General features: G+C 49.3%; 18 protein-coding genes. 8 read left to right on the top strand and 10 right to left on the bottom strand.

The window, feature by feature from the left end; genetic code table 11:
* Positions 1 to 194: 194 nt before the first annotated feature.
* A complete protein-coding gene (gene rfbC / locus L0Y31_RS00865) occupies positions 195 to 740 on the bottom strand; it encodes a dTDP-4-dehydrorhamnose 3,5-epimerase (protein ID WP_234735177.1) in 546 nt (181 codons plus the stop codon).
* Positions 741 to 849: 109 nt separating this feature from the next.
* On the opposite strand from rfbC, the gene pyrF reads away from it, so the two are divergent.
* Positions 850 to 1662, top strand: a complete 813-nt coding sequence (gene pyrF, locus L0Y31_RS00860; RefSeq protein ID WP_234735176.1) for an orotidine-5'-phosphate decarboxylase — start codon at positions 850 to 852, stop codon at positions 1660 to 1662.
* Between the two features lie 111 nt (positions 1663 to 1773).
* A complete protein-coding gene (locus L0Y31_RS00855) occupies positions 1774 to 3066 on the top strand; it encodes a DUF2851 family protein (RefSeq protein WP_234735175.1) in 1293 nt (430 codons plus the stop codon).
* Positions 3067 to 3145: 79 nt separating this feature from the next.
* On the opposite strand, the gene L0Y31_RS00850 is transcribed toward L0Y31_RS00855, so the two are convergent.
* The 5 genes from L0Y31_RS00850 to L0Y31_RS00830 all read right to left on the bottom strand — a co-directional run bounded on the left by L0Y31_RS00850 (position 3146) and on the right by L0Y31_RS00830 (position 8614).
* Positions 3146 to 4084 (bottom strand): YciE/YciF ferroxidase family protein, encoded by a 939-nt coding sequence (locus tag L0Y31_RS00850; RefSeq protein WP_234735174.1) that lies wholly within the window; start codon positions 4082 to 4084, stop codon positions 3146 to 3148.
* Between the two features lie 162 nt (positions 4085 to 4246).
* On the bottom strand, positions 4247 to 6163 hold the full coding sequence (locus L0Y31_RS00845) for a PAS domain-containing sensor histidine kinase (RefSeq protein WP_234735173.1): 1917 nt from the start codon (positions 6161 to 6163) through the stop codon (positions 4247 to 4249).
* A gap of 232 nt (positions 6164 to 6395) precedes the next feature.
* Positions 6396 to 6602, bottom strand: a complete 207-nt coding sequence (locus L0Y31_RS00840; protein ID WP_234735172.1) for a hypothetical protein — start codon at positions 6600 to 6602, stop codon at positions 6396 to 6398.
* Between the two features lie 27 nt (positions 6603 to 6629).
* Complete coding sequence (locus tag L0Y31_RS00835; RefSeq protein WP_234735171.1) at positions 6630 to 8096, bottom strand: CCA tRNA nucleotidyltransferase; 1467 nt, start codon at positions 8094 to 8096, stop codon at positions 6630 to 6632.
* Positions 8096 to 8614 carry an L-threonylcarbamoyladenylate synthase gene (locus tag L0Y31_RS00830; protein WP_234735170.1) on the bottom strand — a complete coding sequence of 173 codons (519 nt, stop codon included), beginning with the start codon at positions 8612 to 8614 and terminating at the stop codon, positions 8096 to 8098. Before L0Y31_RS00830 ends, L0Y31_RS00835 begins: the two co-directional genes overlap by 1 nt.
* 172 nt (positions 8615 to 8786) lie before the next feature.
* Between L0Y31_RS00830 and L0Y31_RS00825 the strand changes: the two genes are divergently transcribed.
* From L0Y31_RS00825 to L0Y31_RS00815, 3 genes are all read left to right on the top strand, one after another.
* Positions 8787 to 10208 (top strand): glycoside hydrolase family 140 protein, encoded by a 1422-nt coding sequence (locus tag L0Y31_RS00825; RefSeq protein WP_234735169.1) that lies wholly within the window; start codon positions 8787 to 8789, stop codon positions 10206 to 10208.
* A gap of 326 nt (positions 10209 to 10534) precedes the next feature.
* On the top strand, positions 10535 to 10840 hold the full coding sequence (locus L0Y31_RS00820) for a response regulator (RefSeq protein WP_234735168.1): 306 nt from the start codon (positions 10535 to 10537) through the stop codon (positions 10838 to 10840).
* A 90-nt stretch (positions 10841 to 10930) separates the two neighbouring features.
* The gene (locus L0Y31_RS00815) at positions 10931 to 11158 is read left to right on the top strand and encodes a DUF2905 domain-containing protein (RefSeq protein WP_234735167.1); all 228 of its coding nucleotides are present in this window, start codon (positions 10931 to 10933) and stop codon (positions 11156 to 11158) included.
* On the opposite strand, the gene L0Y31_RS00810 is transcribed toward L0Y31_RS00815, so the two are convergent.
* A complete protein-coding gene (locus tag L0Y31_RS00810; RefSeq protein WP_234735166.1) occupies positions 11127 to 12704 on the bottom strand; it encodes a hypothetical protein in 1578 nt (525 codons plus the stop codon). The two genes, L0Y31_RS00815 and L0Y31_RS00810, sit on opposite strands and share 32 nt — an antisense overlap.
* A 145-nt stretch (positions 12705 to 12849) precedes the next feature.
* Between L0Y31_RS00810 and argS the strand changes: the two genes are divergently transcribed.
* The 3 genes from argS (at position 12850) to L0Y31_RS00795 (ending at position 16376) form a co-directional block, all read left to right on the top strand.
* Positions 12850 to 14643: an arginine--tRNA ligase gene (argS, locus tag L0Y31_RS00805; protein ID WP_234735165.1), complete on the top strand. Its 1794-nt coding sequence runs from the start codon at positions 12850 to 12852 to the stop codon at positions 14641 to 14643.
* A 131-nt stretch (positions 14644 to 14774) separates the two neighbouring features.
* Complete coding sequence (locus tag L0Y31_RS00800; protein ID WP_234735164.1) at positions 14775 to 15392, top strand: glutathione peroxidase; 618 nt, start codon at positions 14775 to 14777, stop codon at positions 15390 to 15392.
* 81 nt (positions 15393 to 15473) lie between these two features.
* Positions 15474 to 16376 (top strand): 1,4-dihydroxy-2-naphthoate polyprenyltransferase, encoded by a 903-nt coding sequence (locus tag L0Y31_RS00795; protein ID WP_234735163.1) that lies wholly within the window; start codon positions 15474 to 15476, stop codon positions 16374 to 16376.
* On the opposite strand, the gene L0Y31_RS00790 is transcribed toward L0Y31_RS00795, so the two are convergent.
* From L0Y31_RS00790 to ileS, 3 genes are read right to left on the bottom strand one after another with little or no spacing between them, the layout of a single operon-like run.
* Positions 16332 to 17726, bottom strand: a complete 1395-nt coding sequence (locus tag L0Y31_RS00790) for a hypothetical protein (protein WP_234735162.1) — start codon at positions 17724 to 17726, stop codon at positions 16332 to 16334. The genes L0Y31_RS00795 and L0Y31_RS00790 overlap by 45 nt on opposite strands.
* The gene (locus L0Y31_RS00785; protein ID WP_234735161.1) at positions 17723 to 18319 is read right to left on the bottom strand and encodes a hypothetical protein; all 597 of its coding nucleotides are present in this window, start codon (positions 18317 to 18319) and stop codon (positions 17723 to 17725) included. The genes L0Y31_RS00790 and L0Y31_RS00785 overlap by 4 nt, the downstream gene beginning before the upstream one ends.
* Positions 18320 to 18332: 13 nt before the next feature.
* Complete coding sequence (gene ileS / locus L0Y31_RS00780) at positions 18333 to 21770, bottom strand: isoleucine--tRNA ligase (protein ID WP_234735160.1); 3438 nt, start codon at positions 21768 to 21770, stop codon at positions 18333 to 18335.
* Positions 21771 to 21825: the final 55 nt, after the last annotated feature.

Raw genomic sequence — 21825 nt, 5'->3', positions numbered from 1 at the left:
CTTGAGAGAACTAAGTGAACTCAATTAAAATGCTAGTTCGAAAGGAGGGCATCTCACTTTCTTAATTTACCCAAAGGCAGGAACCGTGCCAAAAGAACACTAAATAAATTTCGGACTGAAACTTGTATGAGAAAAACGGAAAAAGCGCCTGAGAGTTAATCAAGGCGCTTTTTAGAGTAATTATTTTTCTTTTGTCAGACTAAAATATGCGGAAATAGCTGACGGAGAGAAGCTAGCTCCTGGTCTTTGGCCGACACGATTGGATTGTCGATATTCCAGTCAATATTCAGGTCTGGATCGTTCCAGATAATGCCAGACTCAGCCCCTTTATTGTATACGTTGGTACATTTGTAGCTGAAAATGCTGTCTTCAAGCGCCACAAACCCATGGGCAAAACCGGTCGGAATGTAAACCATGTTGTTCTGCTTCGGATCCAGAATGAACGTTTCGTATTTTCCGAACGTAGGCGAGTCTTCGCGAATATCGACGGCAATATCCATTACTTTTCCAGAAATAACCCGGACGAGTTTCCCTTGCGCAAAAGGCTCATTCTGAAAGTGAAGCCCCCGTAAAACGCCTTTTGTGGAAAACGATTGGTTATCCTGCACAAAGTTGGTTGGCAGACCCAGTTGTTCAAATACTTGTTGGTTGTAAGACTCAAAAAAAGCACCGCGCTCATCTTCAAAGATACGCGGAAAGAGTTCGACGAGTCCTTCAATGGATGTTTTTCTAACTTGCATGGAAAGTGTTTATATGTAGGATGCGGCTATTCAGGTTGTGAAGGCCAAATTTAGGAAACTCTTGCCAGTTCACGTATTTTTAACCGCTTTTTAACTTAAGTCCCTGTTCATGACGCGTAACCAGCTCTATCAGAATATTTTGCAAAAAAAGTCTTATCTCTGTGTTGGTTTAGATACAGATTTACGCCGTATTCCGGCCCATTTGCAGAACGAATCGGATCCAATTGCGGCCTTTAATCGGCAAATTATTGAGGCAACGGCAGAGTTTGCGGTCGCTTATAAACCAAACATTGCCTTTTACGAAGCCCTGGGGCCGCGCGGCTGGGAAAGTTTGCAGCGAACGTTGGAATACATCCCGAAAGATTGTTTTACCATTGCTGATGCCAAGCGGGGTGATATCGGGAATACCTCTGGGTTGTATGCCCGGACGTTTTTCGACCCTTCCTCGTCGGGTCTGGATTTTGATTCGGTAACCGTTGCGCCTTACATGGGCCGCGATTCTGTGGAGCCGTTTTTGGATTACGAAGGGAAGTGGGTTATTCTGCTGGCTTTGACTTCCAACGCAGGAAGCGCCGATTTTCAGCGTTTGGAAGGCAGCGGAGGCGCTTTGTATGAATCTGTAATCAAAACGTCGCAGACCTGGGCAAGTCCTGATCAATTGATGTATGTTGTTGGAGCTACCCAAGCCGATCAGTTGGCGCACATTCGTACGCTCGCACCCGATCATTTTCTGCTGGTACCGGGGGTAGGAGCACAGGGTGGCAGTTTGGAGGAGGTTTCCAAATACGGAATGAATGATCATTGTGGACTGCTGGTCAATGCATCCCGCAGTATTTTATATGCTTCGAGCGGTGTTGATTTTGCCCAGCGGGCGGCTGCCGAAGCGAAGGCGCTGCAACAAGAGATGGCCAATTACCTTTAACAGAGAACGTTCAGCAGGAAGGGGGAACAAGAATAGTTGAACGAGAAGCGTGACTTTTAGGGCGCTTTGACTTCCAACTGAGATAATCAACCCTTCATCCTGAACGCGCCCATGTCTGAAGATTTTCTGTATTTTCTTTGGCAATTTCAGTATTTCCGGCACGATGGTTTGCAGACCGATCAAGCTGAACCCATTGAAATCTATCAGGTTGGTTACCGAAATGAAGATGCCGGACCGGACTTTACCCAGGCTCGCTTGCGAATTGGCACAGTCGAATGGAGCGGTACGGTGGAAATCCACATTAAAGCTTCTGACTGGCGGGTGCATCGGCATCAGTATAATCGAGCTTACGACAACGTTATTTTGCATGTGGTCTGGGAAAATGATCTCCCAGCACCACAGTTGCGCACCAATGGCTCTGCTATTCCAACGCTTTCCTTGCAGGATCGGGCAGATCGCAACTGGCTAAACCGCTACCAAGCGTTGTTGAAAGAATCGGGCGTTATTCCCTGCGCTGGTCGAATTGCCGAAGCAGAAGCCTTGCACCGAACGGCCATGCTGGATAAAATGCTACTGGAACGGATGGAACGAAAGGCAAAGCTGGTGAAGGAAACTTACGAAGCCGCTGGTCAGGACTGGGAAGAAACAACGTATCGGTTACTCGCAACTGCTTTTGGATTCGGGATTAACTCAGAGCCATTTGCTCAGCTGACACGAGGGCTTTCGTTAAAAGTACTGCATAAACATCGGAATAACCTCTTGCAGATTGAAGCGCTTTTATTTGGCGTAGGCGGGCTTTTGCCAGATGAAACGAACGAAGCCGAGACAGAGGGCTATGTTAAGGAGTTACAGCGAGAGTATCGGTTCCTAAAGGTAAAATATAGATTGGAAGACAGCCAGTTACCTGCTTATGTCTGGAAATGGGCAAAGCTTCGGCCCGCTGGTTTTCCGAGTCTACGCATTGCTCAGTTTGCACAGTTAGTTGCCGCGCCCGGTAGTTTGTTTGCGCAATTGATTGAATTTTCGGACAAAACACATTTAAAACGCCTGTTCCAGATCAATCCGTCAGTTTACTGGCAGACGCATTATCGTTTTGGAAAAGCGTCGGAATCGGTGCTGGCCACCCTGGGAGATACGGCTGCCGAAAGTTTATTGATTAATGTGGTTGCGCCCTTACTGGCGGCTTACGCGCACCATACTGGTAATGAAGCTTATCTGGAACGGGCTGTCGAGCTTCTCGAAAATTTACCGGCTGAATATAACCGAATTACCAAAGTATGGAAGTCATTGTGCATTCCCCTTAGCAATGCGTTTGACTCGCAGGCAGCCATTGAGCTCTACAACAATTATTGCCAGCATAAGCGCTGCCTATCCTGTCAAATTGGTTTACAACTCATCAAATAGTAGAAGGAATTGCTTATAAAACAGCCGGGGCACCCCTGCAATCAGAGGTGCCCCGCCGGGTCAAATCATTTGTGACCGCTTACCAGCTCGTATGACCAGGACTATTGGTGTCCTTACGAGGGTTAAGGTCATCAGAATCTACATCGTCAGCGCCACTTACGCGGCCGATCCGGCTATTTGATGAACCCGTGTTCGGATTGTTGGAATACGAATCTTGATCAGCGTAACTGCCTGATGAAGTTTGTCCGGTTCCATACCCCGTGTTGCTCGTTGAGTTTGTACCGTAATCCGTATCAGCATCCGTTGCACGGCTGGTACCTACATTTGCTGACCGACCAAAATCGGCGCTATTAATGGTACCTGCATATTCTGTAGATTCAGTACCAGTGCCAACGACACCGGTGCGGCTGCTTGTGTTGCCATAATCGCCTTCATTTACTCGGTCGCGTACTTCCGAATGCATGTTGTCGTCACCCGACTCTAGCTTAGCGCGTTCGTTGATGAATGATTCAGCGATTTCAGTAAGCTTTTTGTCAGTATTTTTTTCTTCCTGCAAGGTTTCGTCAAGCAGGCGGGCAGCATCATGGTAACCTAGCAAACGGGCCAGTGAGTGTAACGAACCATACGAGGCGATCTCGTGGTGCTCTACTTTCTGACCGGCAATAATTAAGCCTGCATCACGCGTCAGTGAGCCAGAATCTGTGTCGGCAATAACCTGCTGGCCATCATCAACCAGGCCATCGGCTGCATCGCACGTCTTCTCATCTACTTCAACGCCAATGGATTGGAAAATCTGCTCCAGCCGGCGAATTTGATTTTCTGTTTCGGCCCGGTGTTGCTGGAAGGCATCGCGAACAACATCCGTTGTTGCTGCCTCAGCCATTTGCGGTTGTGCATCGGCGAATTGCTTCTCGGCATAATAAATGCCTTTCAATTCGCTGATAAATAATTCCCGCAGAGACGTATCCGTCTCGTTCATTCCAAAGAACTTGGCTAATTGATCCGTGAACGAAGCCATAATAATTAAGTTTTTAAGAGTTTCACTTGTTGAGTTTACAAAGACAATAGACCAAAACTTATACCAAATTGAAAATTATTGATAAACAGACAGTTAGATTTTGACAGGTGTGGACAAAGAGCCACAATAGGGAAGTTGGGTCCTCACTTATCGGCTTTTTAACTATTTATTGCTTTGCTGGCTTGAAGAAGAACTTACCCGAACTGGTAAAAAGATGGAGAAGGTGGCGCCTTGCTCGGCTTGACTGTGTGCAGTGATGTAACCCTGGTGGTTCTCGACCACTTTTTTGCAGATCGCTAAACCAATGCCAGTTCCGGTATAACTACTTTTGCCGTGCAGCCGCTGGAACAATTGGAAGATGCGGTCAAGGTATTTTTCGTCGAAACCAATGCCATTGTCTTTTAAGTCAATTTGCCAGTAGGGTTGTATCTGGGGAGTGGTTTCCTGGCCCGGGATTTGGTTTGCCTCTACCTGGTGACACCGAATTTCGATGTGCGGAGTCTGGCTGGTGGAGGTGAATTTTAAAGCATTGGTCAGCAGATTCTGGAAAAGTTGACGCAACTGAAGCGGGTCACCAACAAGCTCCGGGAGCGGATCAACCTCAATGGTTGCCTTTCGTTCCTGAATGGGAAATTCCAGATCAGAAATAACCTCCTGAATCAGGTCTTGCAGCGAAAGCGTCTGAAAAGTTTGCTGGTGCGTTGCCAGGCGGCTATACATCAGTAAGTCACGAATAAGAGCGCTCATGCGGACGGCAGCCAACTGCATTCGGCGCAGTAAATCCTGCGCTTCGGGTTCCATGCCATTGCCAAACTGATCCAGTAAAATATCACCGAACGACTGGACCTTGCGGAGCGGCTCCTGCAAATCATGGGAAGCTACGTAGGCAAACTGTTGTAGGTTTTCGTTCGAGCGTCTTAGGTCCTGATTGCTGCGTTCGAGCTGAAGCTGGTAATTGCGGTTTTCGGTGATATCAAGAAAAGTAAAAAGAGCACCGTCATTTTGTTTTTGCAGTGCTGCTTCAATCCAGACATCCAGGTTATCTTCCTGATAAGACATCACAAACCGCTGCGATTCGCCCGTTTCAGTTGTTTTCAGCAGGCGCTCAAAAAAGCCGGTTGGCTGCGTTCCCGGAAAGCGTTGGAGCAGGCGTTCGCCCAAAAGTACTTCAATGGGCAACCCGATAGAGCGTGCGTTTGCCTGATTGGTAAGCCGAATCGAGAAGTCAATAATCTGTCCTTGTTCGTCCCGAATGGCCTCAAACAAAGCGATGCCCGCGGGGGAGTTATCGAGAATACTTTGTAAGTATTTGGCTGTCTGCTGATGGCGCTGCATCTCTTCTTTCAGCGCCGTTATGTCGGTAAAGCAATCAATAATACCTTGTCCAAACGTCGAAGTGGTGTGCTCAAACCAGCGGTTTCTGGGAATGAAAAATTGTTCACTTCGCTCTGTTTGGCCCGTTTGCAGCACGCGGATATAACGGGCCAGCGTGCCGTTCGTGGCACTGTCTGGGTCCAGCGAAAGCAAGGTACTCCCAATCATGGCTTCACAATTAAAGTCCGTCAACTCCTGACAACGTTGGTTGCAGAGATAAACCTGAAAATCGACAATTTTGGAGGTTTCATCGTAGATTGGGTTACTTAAAATAACGCCGCTTTGCACCGTATCAAGTACCTTGTTGATGAGCGCGGTTTGTTCCCGTTGGGCAGAGCTGGCCCGGCGGCGGTGCGTAATGTCGGTAATAGTAATGGAAAGGTAGTTCAGTTCGGGGCGCGTAACCGTGACGGCCAGCCAGCGATCTTCATCGGGCTCGTAACGCTCCGTTTGTAACTTAACTCCTGTTTCTAAAGTAGGGTAAAGTTTTCGAATTAACGCTTGTTGAGTCTCGTCTTGGAATAGCGTTAGCAGCGAGTGACTTAGTAAGTCTTCACGGCTACAATGAGTTAGTGTAACCGCCGCGTCATTGATTAGCACAACCCGCAAATCGGTAACCCGATCTTGCTCATCACGCATGGCTTCCAGCAGCGTAATGCCGATGTCGGTGCTGTTTAGCGCGTAGTCATGCAGGGCAGATTTCATAGAGATAAAAGACTGCCGATAGAGCAATGTCCTAGGCATTACAACAACAGTCAGCCGTAATCAGCCTGTTAGCATAGGCTGATTACTTCACTATTTTACTGAACGGTTGACTTTCCCAGAACAAATGAAAACAGGTATGCCGTTTACATACTCAAATGATATGCGTAATGCGCTGATTTATAGGGAAATTTTAGCTGTAACGGGGAGTTTTGTTAAATTGTTCACCGTCTGCTCAGGATTCGCGAACCAGGTTGATTCCAGCCATGAAGAAAACGAGACCGACGAGAAAAGGAGCCAACGATTCCCACTTGGTTACGCTTAGACCCAAGACTGGTTTGCCATCGGACAGAAAGGCAACGCAGGCAAACAAGACAACAATGGTACCCAGAATGGTAAGCATGGCTCCGAAGAATCGGCGAAAATTTGTGTTATTGTTCATTGGGGAACGGTTTCAATTGCGGACGAATTATTCTTGATTTTCACTATTAATTTTCACTGGTTTCAGGCCTAGCTTCTGGCCCTCTTCGAGCATAAACGGGTAGGCGTCGGCCATGGTGTTGGCAATTTTACCGTCCAGAATGGCTTCCCGGATGGTCACTTTGATCTGGCCAACTTCCTTGGACGGTTTCAAACCAAAGGTTTCCATGATCATTTCGCCCGTAACCACCGGCTGAAATTTTCGGAGTTTATCCCGTTCTTCCAGATCCTGTAATTTCCGTTCAACCCGGTCGAAGTTGGCCAGGTGTTTTTTCACCCGTTCGTAGTTTTTGGAGGTAATGTCGGCGCGACAGAGCGTCATCAAGGCTTCCAGGTCTTCTCCCGCATCGAACAGCAGCCGGCGCAGGGCCGAATCGGTGATCTGCTCTTTGACCAGGGCAATTGGCCGCAAATGCAGGCGGACCAATTTTTGAACAAACCGCATTTTTTCGTTCAGCGGAAGTTTCATTCGCCGGAAAATAGCGGGGACCTGTCGCGCACCTAATTCTTCGTGACCGTGGAAGGTCCAGCCAACTTTCTGATCGAAGCGTTTGGTGGCGGGCTTCGCAATGTCATGCAGCAAAGCCGCCCAACGCAGCCAAAGGTCATCACTACCGAAACCGGGGCTTTGGGCCGTAATGTTGTCTAATACCTGAAGCGTGTGGAAGAAATTATCCTTATGACCTTTATTTTCAATGGTTTGAACGCCTTTCAACAGTACGAGCTCCGGGAAAATAACGTCCAGAAGGCCGGAGTATAAAAGCAGCTTGAAGCCATAAGAAGGCTTGGGCGACAAAATGATTTTGTTCAATTCGTCCAGAATACGCTCCTGCGAAACAATCGTGATTCGGTCTTTCATCCGCACGATGGCATCGAACGTATCCGCCTCAATATCAAACGACAGCTGCGAGGCAAACCGAATGGCCCGCATCATGCGCAGGGGATCGTCTGAAAAGGTAATATCGGGATTGAGGGGCGTACGAATGGTTTTTTTACGCAAATCTTCCAGGCCGCCAAACGGATCGAGCAGGCTGCCAAAATCGTGTTTGTTGAGGCTGATTCCCATCGCGTTGATGGTAAAATCTCGTCGATTCTGGTCATCTTCGAGGGTTCCGTCCTCAACAATTGGTTTGCGCGATTCGGCTCGATATGATTCTTTCCGGGCACCCACAAATTCCACCTCCGAGTCAAGTTCGCCGTTTCGGTCGATTCGGAGCATGGCTGTACCAAAATTTTTGAAGACCGCTACGGGTACACCAGCGGCTTTTCCGACTGCTTCGGCCAGTGCAATGCCACTTCCGAGGCAAACAATATCAATATCTTTTGAGGGGCGCTTCAAAATCAGGTCGCGTACGTAACCACCAATGACGTAGGCTTGTACGTCGCCTAGTTCTGCTGCTTGCTGGGCAATCAGGTCGAAAATAGGGTTAGTATGTAGTGTATCTGCAAAATTCATTATTTCCGTAAAAAAGCCACTTCTCCATTCGGGCCAAGTTCCATGATGCGCGGCAATTGTACTTTGGCGGGCGCTTTCCCCCAGGTCAAATCCGGCTCATTCAAACCCACAGGCCACTCCAGTGTTTCGAAGGGCAATACTAAAATACCACGTCCCAGCGCGCCAATCAATTGCTTCACGGGTTCACTCAATGCCTTTCGAACAGGTACTTGCGGCTGAAAAGCTTCCGGTAGATTCACTCCACCCGGCAAAAGGACCGTGAGCGGGTTTTCGGCAAAGTCAATCAGGTCCCAGGCTATTTCCGGAATCGGTCGGACATATAGATTCAGCATGCCGCTATCGGCAATCAAAAGGGTTGGAATCGGCGCCGGAATCAGATCCTGCCGAATCTCCAGCAGCTTTTCAACGGCTTCGGCGTGCTGCGGATCGCAGGCCATAGACAGGCCTGTTTCGTCAGACAACAGAATATACCGGCCTTGCCGGAGAGCAAATGCTATTTCGCGGGTTGTTGGTGTCATGGTTTTATAACCTGCAAAAGTACGGCAAGTTTTTGGAATGGCGTTTGGTAGGTGATAAGAACGTGGTTATTTTCACCAAAAATAACCAGTTTCGTCCGGCCCCTTTGCTATTTTTTTTACCAAGCGCCCGCAGGCATTGGCTGGCAGTGACGGATTACCTACCATTTTATTTATGCATAAATTATTAACGGCAGTTCTGTGTATAATAATTTGTACGACAGGTCTCTATGCGCAAACGCGTAAACCCGCTCCGGCTCAAAAAGGAGCAGCTCCACTAACTAAACTGTACATCATTAAAGACAAGCGCTACATCATGCGCGGTGATCAGAAACCCTTTTTCTGGTTGGGAGATACGGCCTGGGAATTGTTTCACCGCCTGACACGGGAAGAAGCCGATCTGTACCTGAAAAACCGCGCGGCCAAGGGCTTTACGGTCATTCAGGCGGTTGTACTGGCAGAACTGGACGGGCTTACACAACCCAATCAATACGGCGCTTTGCCGCTCAAAGGCAACGATCCGGCGCAACCAAACGAAGCGTATTTTCAGCATGTCGATTGGGTGATTAACCGGGCGGCAGAATTAGGACTCGTTATTGGCCTTTTGCCGACCTGGGGCGATAAATTCAATAAAAAGTGGGGGAAGGGGCCAGAGATTTTTAATACGGCCAATGCGCGGGTCTACGGCGAATATTTGGGGCGGCGTTATAAAAGCAAACCAATTATCTGGATATTGGGTGGCGACCGCAATCCCGAGGGTGAACAGCGCATGGTTACTGTCAGAGCGATGGCGGAAGGGATTAAAAAAGGAGATGGAGGGACTAAATTGATGACCTATCATCCGCAGGGTAACAGCAACTCGGCGGGATTTTTCCATTCCGATCCTTGGCTAAACATCAACATGTTTCAGTCGGGCCACAGTGCACGCAACCAGAAAAGCTACGTGATGCAGCGCCAGAATTACAGCCTGTTTCCGGTGAAGCCAACCCTGGACGGGGAGCCCCGCTACGAAGATCACCCCGTTGACTGGAAGCCCCAGCAAGGTTATTTCGACGATTTCGATGTGCGGCAGGCAGCCTGGTGGGCCATGCTGGCGGGCGGGTGCGGTCATACATACGGCAACCACAACATCTGGCAGTTCTTCGATAAAGACCGGAATGAGCCAATTTCGGTAGCCCGAACTCAGTGGGCACGGGCGATGGACTTGCCAGGCGCTTTTCAGGTGGGGTACATGCGTCGCTTGTATGAGTCGCATCCCTGGACGCGCCTGATGCCCGACCAGAGCCTTATCCTGAACGCAAATCCAGAGGATGGCGGTTACCAAATGGTGGCCGTTTCGGAAGATGATAATTTTCTTTTTGCCTATACGCCGCACGGTCGTCCGTTGACACTCGATCTGGCTCGCCTGAAAGCGGCCCCGCTATTATTGGCCTACTGGTTTAATCCGCGCGATGGCCGAACCGAGCTGATCGGGACTTTTCCAAACACGGGAAAACAGGAGTTTAAGCCTTATGCAGCGGGTCCTGGTACCGACTGGGTCCTGGTCATAGATGATGCCAAAGCCTCTTTTGCGGGCTATGGGCTAAAGCGCAAATAATAAAAAAGTCCTATTGTAAAATATTTCTGCGTATATCCCCACTTGTTCAATAATAGGTGGGGATTTTTATTTTATTTTCATATAAAAACAGTCATTATAGGGTGGTTGATAGAATGAATTGTATTTTTCGACTAATCTTTAAATGGGCGATTATTCTTTAACCATCGCTTCGTAACTTAGCAGAGTACTACGATCCACCTTGTAGTAAACAATGATAATTTCCGCTCGTAACTTGATAAATTTTGACAGTAAGACAGTTTATATGCGTAATACATTTGACCCTATATAAGACTCAACCTTATTAAACAGAGTTGGCAGTACAAGCGATGAGACACATTATTGTAGTTACGGACAAGAAAAAAGAAGAAGCCCCCGCCTTACATCGGCATTTAAATTTTCAGTACCCGCATCACCGGGTAACCTTCAGAACATCGGACGCACCTTTGCAGGATGAATTGGCCAGCCAGTCAGAGAGTGCATGGCCGCAACTGATTTTATTGGATGAATGCGACAATGCAGAAATCGATCAACTGCTTAAGCTAAAAGAGTTGAAGGCAGATCCTGAATTACGCCGCATACCCGTATTGATGCTGACAGCGGCCGCTACGCAAAAACAACTGAGTGTTTACTAATAAATAAGTTGCCTTCTTTGATAAGCAGATTTAATGGCTAAGGTTACAGCGGTATGCGTAACTTTACTCCTTAAATCTGCTTATTAAGTTATGAGTCCTTCCGTCGGTAAAACAATCATTCTGATTGGCCTGCTCGTTCTGGCGGTGGGCGTTATCATCTATTTTTTTGGCGACAAATTAAGCTGGCTGGGTCGCCTGCCCGGCGATATCCGCGTAGAAGGCAAGAACGGTGGATTTTATTTTCCCATCGTGACCTGCCTTGTGGTCAGCCTGCTGCTTAATTTGATTATCGTCCTGATCCGGAAGTTTTTTGGGTAGCTGATTCTGCATCCGGCGCATCAGCCGATTTGCCCAGGTCTTTGGTGCTATAGGTGAGCTTATTGATGTAAAATACTTCACGCGGCGGACCAATGCGTTTGTCGTGGCTGATTTTCTGAAATCCGTAGGCCAGAAAATACTGCCCAAACCAGGCTTCCAGTTGATCCTGCTCCGAGTAAACTACTTTTTCATTTTCGGACAACTTCTTCATGGAGAAGTTCTGGCGTTCCTGTAAGATTTTATCACCTTCAATAACGCCCGCGTTGATCTCGCCTTCCTGCGGATAAGCCAGCACGGTCATATCGCCCTGGCGAGACACCTGCACCATGGGGTGAAGCTCGTGACTGATCACATCCTGAATAGCGAGGCAGTTGTCCCACAGCAGTTTACCGCTCTTGTCAAAGCCGCATAAGAAAGCGTGCGTATAGCGAAAACCTTCCTGATGCCGATCAAACGAGCGCAAGCGGTTCGCGTAAGAAACGGCTGATGCGCTCCCACTTCCTTTGTACTGCGGGTAATAAACCTCGGCAATGAGCATCAACCCGTTTTCGGTTGGAACCAGGTCGTGAACCAGAATCCGGTAGCGAAATTTTACGTTTTTACCCTGGCCTTGTCGGCGGTCAATTCGCGCTAGCATTTTTTCCTGGCGCTTGGGTTTCAGGTAATTAAAGAAGTTTTTTAGCTGCGAAAAATCAATGTATTTTGTTTCGTCAGTAACGACCTCGCCGTTCCGAATGTGCGCTACGTAAAGCCCCTGCGAGTAGGGCGTGCAATCGACCGAATAGTTACCAACCAGCAGAGATTCATCGTCGTTGATAGGAAGAATTTTACCGGTAATAAGGCTGTGCTTCATCCCATCCATATTAACCGTACGCAAAAGCTTTCCTTCGTACGAATACGTTTGAACCGTAAATTCACAGTTGCGTTTGTGCGTGGCGTCGGTCATCACGTGCACGAGCCGCCGTTCTTCATCGACCTCGATGTTATTGAGCTGAATGTGGTTGACATACAGTCCGGGAAGGACTTTGGCCGAGTTGTCGAAGAAGGAAAAAGAAAGAACCATAGGCCGATTCCGGTAATTACCACCGATATAAGCCATGTTGTCGAGCACCTTAAATTGCTGAATTTCCAGTTGCGTCAGCAAGTTGCCTTTAAAAATTTCCGCGTGCCCATCTTCCAGATTAATCCGCAATACCGCGAAATGTTCGGTGCTGGGTTCGCGCAGAAGCCAATAAAAATAATGCGAGGACAGATGCGTCAGAACGGGTTCAAAATAACTTTCAATCTTATAGCCGCTATGCCAGATAAGCTTCAGATTGTCATCATATTTAAGGAAAGAAACTCGGTTGGAGCGTGACGAATAAATATCATCGTGCCGAACTGTAACCAGCACGCCACGCTCGCCCAGAGGAAGCACATCGAAGGTATCTTCTGAGCGGTCACTGGTTGGTAATTCGACTCGTACAGACGGTTCTAACTGCGCCAGCGCAGAACTAACCGTGAGCAGAAGCCAAGCCAGAAGGGTTAAGGGGAGATGTCTGAACATCAAGCTATTGGTTTAATATCACTAAAGTTAACGAAGATCAGGCAATGGTCAAAAGTATTTTGGTCCGAATAAACGGCTATGTTATGTAAAGTACTGCACATACCATTTTTTACCGTACTTTTGCCGCCGGAACAATTCCCATCGAATGGACATTCAACAGCTACTAAAAGATGATATAAGCCGGGCTATCTCGGCGCAGTTTGGGGTTACCACTGAAGAAATTATCCTGCAACCGACCCGAAAAGATTTTGAGGGTCTGTATACGTTTGTTACTTTTTCGTTGACCAAAGCGTTGCGCCAGGCTCCGGCAGCCATCGGCGAAGCAATTGGTAAATACCTGCTCGACAATTCGGCCATTGTGAGCCGGTATAATGTAGTACAGGGTTTTCTGAACCTAAGTCTGTCGGATTCACTTTGGGTCGATGCCCTGAACGACCTGCTGAGCAATCCGTCGTTCGGCCAACTGCTGTCGAAAGGCCAGTCGGTGATGGTTGAGTTTTCCTCCCCAAATACCAACAAACCCCTGCACTTAGGCCACTTGCGCAACAATTTCTTGGGCGCTTCGGTAGCGGAGATCCTGAAAGCCAGCGGCTATGATGTGGTGAAAGCCTGTCTGGTCAACGACCGGGGTATTCACATCTGTAAGTCGATGCTGGCATACCAGAAATTTGGCACCGATTCGTCGGGCCGCGCCGAAACGCCGGAGTCGTCGGGGATGAAGGGCGACCACCTGATTGGAAAATACTACGTCCTTTTTGACAAAGAATACAAACAACAGATTGGTGAGTTAGTGGCGGGGGGCATGGCCAAAGAGGAAGCTGAAAAGAAGGCTCCTTTTATGCTGGAAGCGCAGGAAATGCTCCGCAAGTGGGAGCAGGGCGATCCAGAAACCATCGCTCTCTGGAAGCAGATGAACGAGTGGGTGTACGCCGGATTTAACGAAACGTACCGAAAAATTGGTGTTTCCTTCGATAAAACGTACTACGAATCGCAGACGTACGTACTCGGGAAAGACGTGATCGAAGAAGGGCTGGAAAAAGGGGTTTTCTACCGGAAAGAAGACGGCTCTGTCTGGATCGACCTGACCGAAGAAGGGTTGGACCATAAGCTGGTGCTGCGCTCCGATGGTACGTCGGTTTACATAACCCAGGATTTGGGAACCACTGACCTGAAGTTCCAGGACTACCACAACGACAAAGCAATCTGGGTGGTTGGCAATGAGCAGGATTACCATTTCGACGTTCTGTTTGCCATCCTGAAGCGGCTTGGCCGTCCGTACGCCAACGGATGTTACCACCTGTCGTATGGCATGGTTGATTTGCCAAGCGGCAAAATGAAGTCGCGGGAAGGAACCGTGGTAGATGGCGATGAACTGGTGCAGTCGATGTACGAAACCGCCGAGGGACGCACGCGCGACCTGGGCAAAATCGAAGACTTTGACAGCGACGAAGCAAAGGCCCTGTATCACATGCTGGCGCTGGGTGCCCTAAAATATTATCTGCTGAAGGTAGAGCCTAAAAAACGGATGCTCTTCAATCCGCAGGAATCCATTGACTTTCAAGGTCATACTGGACCATTTATTCAGTACACGCACGCCCGGATTCGGTCGGTTCTTCGGAAAGCCGAACAAATGGGACACAGCCGGACGCAGGCCATCGAGCAGGTTGAACTGTCGGTCATCGAACAACAGATTATCTTTCTGCTGAACGAATACCCGCAACGCATCGCCGAAGCGGGTGCCGACTACGCCCCGTCTTATCTGGCGCAATATGCCTACGACCTGGCTAAGACGTATAACCAGTTTTACGCCGAGCTTTCAATTCTTTCCGAAACGGACCTGACCAAGCAGAAGGTGCGCGTGGCAATTTCGTACGCCGTGGCCGAAACTATCCAGAAAGCAATGCAGTTATTAGGAATTGAAGTACCAATCAAGATGTAGCTAAGTACCGCACAGCATCGCGTCACTACGGCGACCAACCGGCGAAACGTCCTGCTGTGTTCTCTTTGAATGATACAGAATCTTTCATTTTAACTAACAAAAAGGGACAGCGGTAACGTTGTAGAGACATTATGAAAAAGTCAATTCTGATTGCGTCTAGCGTTGTTTTAGCCGTAGTATTATCAAGTTTTGTGTCTGTAAAACCAATCATTAAATTTCTGTTGAGCGACAAAAGCGAAGTAGCTGTGCGCCCGGAATCGGCGGCGGCTCCGACTAAAACATTGTACGATTTTACCGTAAAAACCATCGAAGGCAAAGCCGTTTCGTTGAAGCAGTTTCGGGGTAAAAAAGTGGTTGTTCTGAATACGGCGTCCAAATGTGGTTTTACGCCCCAATTTGAAGATTGGGAAGCTTTTTACAAAGCACATGGCGATAAAGTAGTTGTATTGGGTTTCCCGGCCAACAACTTTAAAAGCCAGGATCCGGGCACAAACGAGGAAATTGCTGAGTTCTGCAAAAAGAATTATGGCGTCACATTTCCGATGTTTGAGAAAGTAGACGTAATCGGCGAAAACCAGGCTCCCATTTACAAATGGCTGTCTGATAAGTCGATGAACGGCTGGAACGATAAAGTTCCTACCTGGAATTTCTGCAAATACGTTATTAACGAAAAAGGTGAATTAACGCACTTCTTCGCCTCGAAGGTGAAACCAACCGACGAAGAGTTCAAGAAAGCGATCGGAATCTAATATTGAAAGGATGGAAGAGCGAAAGCGTGATTGCGGCATAGCGGGTCACTCTTTCGCTCTTTCCTGTTTTCGCTCTTTACCATGACAAAAAACTGGTTGGCAGCAGCGCGGCCGCGTACGTTGCCACTGGCTCTGGCCAGCATTATTTTAGGCAGCTTTCTGGCCGCAGCGGCGGGTCACTTTAGTTGGTTGATTGCCATTCTGGCGGCTCTGACTACCATTTTCCTTCAAATCCTTTCCAACTTTGCCAATGACTATGGCGATGCCATTAGTGGTAAAGACACCGAAGAGCGCGTTGGCCCGCGTCGGGCGGTTGCTACGGGCCTGATTACCAAAGAGAAAATGCTCACTGGGGTAATTATTACATCGGTACTTTCGCTGATGTCGGGCGTCTGGTTGTTGGCCGAGGCGTTGCGTGGCGCTTCATCGAATGTGTTCTGGGCTTTTCTGGTGCTGGGCTTGCTCTGTATTGGCGCTGCCATTGCGTATACCAACGGTAAAAAACCGTATGGCTATAGTGGCTTCGGTGATATTGCTGTCTTGCTTTTCTTCGGCTGGGTTGGCGTTTTGGGCACGTATTTTATGCATACTCAGAATTTTGATTTTCGCTTGTTGCTCCCTGCGACCAGTGTTGGTCTATTCGCAACCGGGGTGCTGAATATCAACAACATCCGGGACATTGAGACAGATGCCAAGACGGGGAAAAACTCGGTTCCGGTGCGGCTGGGCCGGGCGCGGGCTATCCAGTACCACTGGCTGCTGCTGTCGGGTGGGATGGCTTGTGCGCTGGTTTATACCTTTATGACAGCTTCGACGGGCTGGCAATTTTTATACCTGCTTACGTTTCCGTTGTTCATTCTGAATGGCCGCGCCGTAGGGAATCACCAGCAGGCCCGCGAACTAAACCCGCGTCTGGGGCAACTGGCCATGACAACGCTGTTATTTGTTCTGTTGTGGGGTGTGGGAATGACCGTTGGGGCTTAGGTTAATCGAATCCAGCCACTGCGACATTTTTTGAAACAGGGTGGATGAGGCCAGATACATGACCATCAGCGGAATGGCCTTGAAAAACCCCCGCCGGAAGGTATAAGCAACATTAGCCCCGTTGATGTGCTGAAGAATTAAGCCGAAGATCAGGTACAACCCGATCAGCCAGATTAAAAAGAACAAACCCCGCCGATCTCGAAAAAAGAGCAAATTGATGAGCGTTAACGTGCCGAAGAAAGGGATGAGGTAGTTCCAGTAATCCGGTCGCAAAATTACGTCCTTATTCATCGCGGTAAACGTCTTCTGGTAATCAAACGAAGCGAAAGTAAGTAAGCTGCTTCCCGTGTTGGCGGCAGTGGGCAAATACCAGTGCATAAAACCAACGTTCCAGCAAAGAAGGGTTAAAGCTGGAAAAAGAATCATCCCAATGCTAAGCTTGACGGCTCGCCGCCAATTCTGCTTATATTCTTTTTGAAAAACAAATCCTACGCCAATAGGCACAAAAAAGAACGTTTCCGTGCGCGTCCAGCAAGCAAGCGTCATCAATAAGATACTCGTAGCTAAAACGCCTGTTTTCGAAGTAGTAAAGTAACGGTGAAGCAGCCAGACCGAAGCGGCAAAGAAGGCCATGTTGCTGTAATCAGTTTGTATCAGAAACGTATACGCAAACAGTTCAGGCGTGCACCAGTAAACCGCGAAAAGCAACGTAAGCAAAAGCGGATGCACCAGCCGCCGCAGTTCGGCGTATAGAAATAGATTGAAGGCTACCACCAAGGCCGTTAGCCAGAGCTTCCCAAAAGGCAGACCCGTCAGCAGGTACATGATTTGACTCATCGCCGTGAAGGGCGCGTAAAACGGTTGGTTGCTGTACAGCGAAGCAGTGGGGAGGTGTTTCGTGAAAACAGAAGAAACCAGTTGCTCCTCCCGCACGGCATACGTGGCTACCAAATCGGGTCCCACAATTGCATCGAACGAAATATTGGCAAACCAGGCCGCTTTCCAGGCGCTAATGAAAAGTAGATAACCCACCAGTCCCAGCAACGGAAGTTCGCAAAGTTGGAAGCCCCTGCCTTTCTGGGAAAACACTTGTTTTAGATGAGATAGCTTTCTGACTGTATTGAAATTACAAAGCATCATTAGCAAAAAGACCGCCGGGAATACAATCGTTCTCCGCAACGGAATAGCGGCGACTTCCAAGACCAACGGCACCACCGAACTAATCCCTAAACCAACGAGCAGTGAGAGCGCAACAAAACTAACCCGCGACTGAACCGGACGCAGCCAGAGCAGCAGGCCCGCACCCGTAAGAAACTGGAGCAGAAGCAGAATACTGGCCAGGAACGTCATCGGGCTGGCAGGTAAGGCTTGGCCTGCTGAAGCGTGTAACAGCAGAAAGCCGGGTTGTAGGTACGAAATAACGACAGGACCGCCTGCCGATTCTTAGTTGTCAGGGGCGTTAAGTCTAAGCGTCCGTTCTGAACCAGAAAGGTGTGCGTTGCTTTTTCGAGCAGCGAATCGGGTTGGTGCATTTCCAGCAGTTGATAGTGGCCACGGGCGTAATAATACATCACACTCGGATAAACCCAGGCAAAAATCTCGCTGTGCTGCTTCGGCGAATACGCCTTGTCGAGCAGATACCGCTGCGGTGGAATGAGCACGTAGTCAGTGGGTTGGCAATTTCGGCGGAGGATGGCTGCGTAGGTATAAGCTGGGCCTGCACTTTTACGAAGCCTAAAATCAATAGAGTCGTTATGTCCAAATTGCTGCCGTTGTCGATAATAAGTACCTACCTGCTTTTGAAACCAGCGCCGGTTCAAGGGCAGGCGGATAACAAGCAGAACCACACAGCAGGCCACAAAAAAAGTCAACCATTGCACGCAGGCCGAGCGGTGTTGACTCAGCCAGGCGCGAACAGTTGACTTTTTAAGGGACTTACTCAACGAGCGAAAATCGTTAGACTACATCGACTTTCACCCGCAGCAGAAATTCATCCATCTCAATCTCAGCCGCGCCGCCGTTCAGATCTGAAACCAGATCCAGCGATAGCGCCTGCACTTCCTGACAGATGTATGGCTTGTTGGTTTCAATGGCGTCGGCCAGCATGACGTTGTTGTTTTCCAACTCAATCCGAATCTTATCTGTTACGTCGAAATCCCGGTCTTTGCGAAGGTTTTGAATCCGGTTGACAAAATCCCGGGCAATTCCTTCGCGGCGCAGTTCGTCGGTGACGGTAACATCGAGCGCGACGGTCAGCCCGCTTTGGCTCGCTACAATCCAGCCCGGAACGTCTTCTGTCAGGATTTCAACGTCGGCCATCGTAATCTCGCCAATCGCCAGTTGCATCACCCCGGCCCGTTCCAGCGCCTTGATATCGTCTTCGGTCATAGCGTTGATCGTGGCCGCTACGTCTTTCATCATTGGGCCAAATTTTGGTCCGAGCGCCTTGAAGTTCGGCTTGATTTTTTTCTTTAAAATGCCCGACGTATCGTCGATAAACTCAACGGCTTTTACGTTCACTTCCGACTGGATAATCGGAGCAACGTGCTCGATCTGATGCCGGGTCGTTTCGTTCAGCACCGGAATCAGGACTTTGGTCAATGGCTGACGCACTTTGATTTTATGTCCTTTGCGGAGCGAGTGAACCAGCGAACTAACATCCTGCGCCAGACCCATCGACGTTTCCAGATCGTTATCGATTAAGTCCTGTTCCGCTTTCGGGAAAGTCGTCAGGTGAACCGATTCGTTTTCGTTGCCGGTCAGGTTGCGGTAGAGCCAATCTGCGTAAAAAGGCGCAATCGGCGACATCAGCTTGGATACGGTCACCAGACATTCGTACAGGGTTTCGTAAGCTGCGTGCTTGTCATCATCCAGAATTTTAGCGTCTTCAGTACCGTCCTGCGTGGAAGCAGAGCCGGTCCAGAAACGGCGGCGGCAGAGACGCACGTACCAGTTTGACAACTGATCGTTCACGAAATCCTGAATCGCCCGACCTGCTTTGGTAGGGTTATATCCATCCAACTGGGCCTCTACTTCTAGAATCAGCGATTGCAGTTTCGACAAAATCCAGCGATCCAGTTCCGGGCGTTCACTGACCGGAATCGTGCGGCTTTCGGCCACCGTGTAATTATCCAGATTGGCGTACAGCGCAAAGAACGCGTAGGTGTTGGTCAGTGTACCGAAGAAGCGGCGTTGCACCTCCGTGATACCGTCCAGATTGAATTTCAGGTTGTCCCACGGTTCGGCGTTGGTGATCATGTACCAGCGGGTGGCATCGGGACCGTATTGTGCTAGCGTCGAGAACGGATTAACGGCATTGCCCAGCCGCTTCGACATTTTGTTGCCGTTTTTATCCAGCACCAGACCCGTCGAAACTACGTTTTTGAACGCCACCGACGATTCTGTTTCGCCGTCCAGCGTACCCAGCATACCGGCAATGGCGTGCAGGGTGAAGAACCAGCCGCGTGTCTGGTCAACGCCTTCCGAGATAAAATCAGCCGGGAACGACTTCTCGAAAACGTCTTTATTTTCAAACGGATAATGCCACTGCGCGTAGGGCATCGCTCCCGAATCGAACCAAACGTCGATCAGGTCTAGCTCACGCTGCATCACCTGACCCGACTCCGAAATCAGGTATAGTTCATCCACATAAGGCCGGTGAAGGTCGTAATCACTCGACGCCAGTTTTTGTAAATAGGCTTCGTTCTTTGCTTTCTGATCTTCCGACAGCGCGTCTGAGGCCGTAGCTTTTTCGACAAGCTCTTTCAATTGAGCTACCGAACCAATGCAAACCTCCTCCTGGCGAGTACCCGCCGTGGCTTCGCTCCGCCAGATCGGCAGGGGCGTTCCCCAGTAGCGGCTGCGGCTCAGGTTCCAATCCACGAGGTTTTCCAGCCAGTTGCCAAAACGACCTGTTCCGGTGCTTTCGGGGTTCCAGTTGATGGTTTTGTTCAGGGCAACTAGCTTGTCTTTCACCGCCGTTGTCTTGATAAACCAGCTATCAAGCGGGTAATAAAGGACAGGTTTATCCGTCCGCCAGCAGTGCGGGTAAGGGTGTTCGTATTTCTCGACGCGGAAAGCTTTGCCTTCTTCTTTCAGCTTGATGGCAATCAGCACGTCCGTTGGCTTAAATTCCGGGTCTTCCTGCTCTTCGTCCGAGTAGTATTGTTCCTTGACGTAACGGCCACCGAACTCGCCAATTTCTTTCACAAACCGGCCTTGTTTGTCCACGATGGGCACGTCTTTGCCGGTTTCATCCTGCACCATGATCGCCGGAATGCCGTTCTGCTGGGCAACCCGGAAGTCATCCGCCCCGAAGGTAGGCGACGTGTGCACCACGCCAGTACCGTCTTCCGTCGTGACGAAATCGCCGAGGATGACGCGGAAAGCGGGTGTGCTGGGCTGCACGTAAGGCAGCAATTGTTCGTATTCAATTCCAGCCAGTTCGGACCCTTTAAATTCTTTCAGGATCGCCCACGGTAACAGCTTTTTATCCGAAGCAGCGTACCCTTCAAAGTCTCCGTTGGATCCTTTCTCCGAGAACCAGCGGCTCACCAGTGCTTTGGCCAGCACCACGTTAGCCGGTTCGTGCGTGTACGGGTTGAAGGTTTTGATCAGTACATAGTCGATGTTTCCACCAACGGTCAGCGCCGAGTTGGCGGGCAGGGTCCAGGGCGTGGTTGTCCAGGCCAGGATGTAGCTTGGATTGCCATCGGGCGTACTCAGCAAGGCGTCGGCCTGCATGCCTGCTTTTACCTGGAACATGGCCACAATGGTCGTGTCTTTCACGTCTTTATACGTCCCCGGCATGTTTAGCTCGTGCGACGAAAGACCCGTTCCGGCTTTGGGTGAATAGGGCTGGATCGTGTAGCCTTTGTACAGCAAACCTTTGTCGTACAGCCGCTTCAGCAGGTTCCAGATCGATTCGATGTATTCGTTATGGTACGTAACGTACGGATTGTCGAGGTCAACCCAGTAGCCCATTTTCTCGGTCAGGTCGTTCCACTGGTCGGTGAAGCGCATGACCGTCTCGCGGCATTTCTGGTTGTATTCCTCAACGCTGATTTTCTTGCCAATATCTTCTTTGGTGATACCCAGTTCTTTTTCAACCTGCAACTCGATGGGCAGGCCGTGGGTATCCCAGCCGCCTTTCCGTTTTACCTGAAAATTTTGTAACGTTTTGTAACGGCAGAAAATATCCTTGATGGTCCGGGCCATGACGTGGTGAATACCAGGTGCGCCATTGGCGGATGGTGGGCCTTCATAAAAGGTAAATGTCGGCTGGCCTTCGCGGGTTTCGACCGATTGCTCGAACACCCGGTTCGCTTTCCAGAACTGTAAAACGTCTTCGGCAACCTGAGGGTAGTTCAGGTTTTTGTATTCTTTATAACTCACGGTATTGCAGATTTTGAAAACAGCTGCAAAGATACGGAATAATTAGGCCGAATGC

The sequence above is a fragment of the Tellurirhabdus bombi genome (genome assembly GCF_021484805.1).
GTDB classification, from domain to species: Bacteria; Bacteroidota; Bacteroidia; order Cytophagales; family Spirosomataceae; genus Tellurirhabdus; species Tellurirhabdus bombi.
The sequence above is the reverse complement of the archived record's forward strand: the minus strand, read 5'-3'. Positions and strand labels throughout refer to the sequence as shown.